We start from the raw sequence: 2,202 nt of genomic DNA, 5'->3' as shown, positions 1-2,202 counted from the left end.
TCAAACGCTTTCGGAGCTAAGTCCTAATACGCCTCAGGCCCCCCTTCTCCCGAAGTTACGGGGGCATTTTGCCGAGTTCCTTAACCACGATTCTCTCGATCGCCTTAGTATTCTCTACCTGAACACCTGAGTCGGTTTGGGGTACGGGCGGCTAAAACCTCGCGTCGATGCTTTTCTTGGCAGCATAGGATCACTGATTTCGCCCATTCGGGCTACCCATCGGGTCTCAGGCTTAGTGAGAGACGGATTTGCCTATCTCTCGCCCTACATCCTTAGACCGGGACAACCATCGCCCGGCTCAGCTACCTTCCTGCGTCACACCTGTTAATACGCTAGCCGCACCAGCATGGGGTCGAGCGTTAGACCGCATCCTTCACCCCGAAGGGATCCGTCATGCGGGTTAGGACTCTTAGCACCACTGGATTGGCTTGGGCGGTTTTTCGCCGGTACGGGAATATCAACCCGTTGTCCATCGACTACGCCTGTCGGCCTCGCCTTAGGTCCCGACTTACCCAGGGCGGATTAACCTGGCCCTGGAACCCTTGTTCATTCGGCGGACGGGTTTCTCACCCGTCTTTCGCTACTCATGCCTGCATTCTCACTCGTGTAGGCTCCACGGCTGGTTTCCACCGCCGCTTCACTGCCCACACGACGCTCTCCTACCACTCCGTCCGGCTGAACCACGAAGGCTTACCTAAAGGACGAAATCTACAACTTCGGTGGTGTGCTTGAGCCCCGTTACATTGTCGGCGCGGAATCACTTGACCAGTGAGCTATTACGCACTCTTTCAAGGGTGGCTGCTTCTAAGCCAACCTCCTGGTTGTCTCTGCAACTCCACATCCTTTTCCACTTAGCACACGCTTGGGGACCTTAGTTGGTAGTCTGGGTTGTTTCCCTCTCGACGATGAAGCTTATCCCCCACCGTCTCACTGCTGCGCTCTCACTTACCGGCATTCGGAGTTTGGCTGACGTCAGTAACCTTTTGGGGCCCATCGGCCATCCAGTAGCTCTACCTCCGGCAAGAAACACGCAACGCTGCACCTAAATGCATTTCGGAGAGAACCAGCTATCACGAAGTTTGATTGGCCTTTCACCCCTATCCACAGCTCATCCCCTCAGTTTTCAACCTAAGTGGGTTCGGTCCTCCACGACGTCTTACCGTCGCTTCAACCTGGCCATGGATAGATCACTTCGCTTCGGGTCTAGGACATGCGACTGACTCGCCCTATTCAGACTCGCTTTCGCTACGGCTACCCCACACGGGTTAACCTCGCCACATATCGCTAACTCGCAGGCTCATTCTTCAAAAGGCACGCTGTCACCCCTACTAAGGAGGCTCCAACGGTTTGTATGCAAACGGTTTCAGGTACTATTTCACTCCCCTCCCGGGGTACTTTTCACCTTTCCCTCACGGTACTTGTCCGCTATCGGTCTTCTGGGAGTATTTAGGCTTATCAGGTGGTCCTGACAGATTCACACGGGATTTCTCGGGCCCCGTGCTACTTGGGATACTTCCCACCCCGGCGCGACATTTCGATTACGGGACTGGCACCCTCTATGGTCGACCTTTCAAGATCGTTCATCTATATCGCGCACGTCGATGTGTACTTCGGCAGAAGTACCTGGAAGTCCCACAACCCCGACCATGCAACGCCTGCCGGCTATCACACATGATCGGTTTGGCCTATTCCGATTTCGCTCGCCACTACTGACGGAATCACTGTTGTTTTCTCTTCCTGTGGGTACTGAGATGTTTCACTTCCCCACGTTCCCTCTACCCGCCCTATATATTCAGGCGGGAGTCACCAGGTCGTATTGCTACGCCTGGCGGGGTTTCCCCATTCGGAAATCCTCGGATCAAAGTTCGATTATCAACTCCCCGAGGCTTATCGCAGATTTCTACGTCCTTCTTCGGCTCCAGAAGCCAAGGCATTCACCGTTTGCACTTAGAAACTTGATGACAAAAATTACACAAAGAACAGCAGCGCGTTGCATTCACAACGCGTCACTTTTCTATTGAAGACATCTCCGCGCTCCACCCCAGCTCAAGCCCGAAAGCTCTCCCCGAAGGTTTCTGCGCGAGTGTCTAAGATGCTCGCGTCCACTGTGTAGTTCTCAAAATACGGGCGGTACCCCCTCATCCACACAATCCGTGTGTCCGACAGGGGTCCAGAGGAGTTCGTCCAACCCCGGTCACCCGG

At 54.5% G+C, this 2,202-nt stretch carries 2 rRNA genes (both cut by a window edge); both read right to left on the bottom strand.

The features are described 5' to 3' along the window. Positions 1-1,961 (bottom strand): 23S ribosomal RNA (locus tag OH146_RS13590); it reaches 1,255 nt to the left of the window's first position. Between the two features lie 211 nt (positions 1,962-2,172). Next, positions 2,173-2,202, bottom strand: a 16S ribosomal RNA gene (locus OH146_RS13585) (it continues 1,530 nt past the right edge of the window). The 16S and 23S rRNA genes sit together here, the layout of an rRNA operon.

The sequence above is a fragment of the Homoserinimonas sedimenticola genome (assembly GCF_026094475.1).
GTDB lineage: Bacteria > Actinomycetota > Actinomycetes > Actinomycetales > Microbacteriaceae > Homoserinimonas > Homoserinimonas sedimenticola.
Note: the sequence above shows the minus strand (reverse complement) of the source record. Positions and strands in the feature narration are given on the sequence as shown.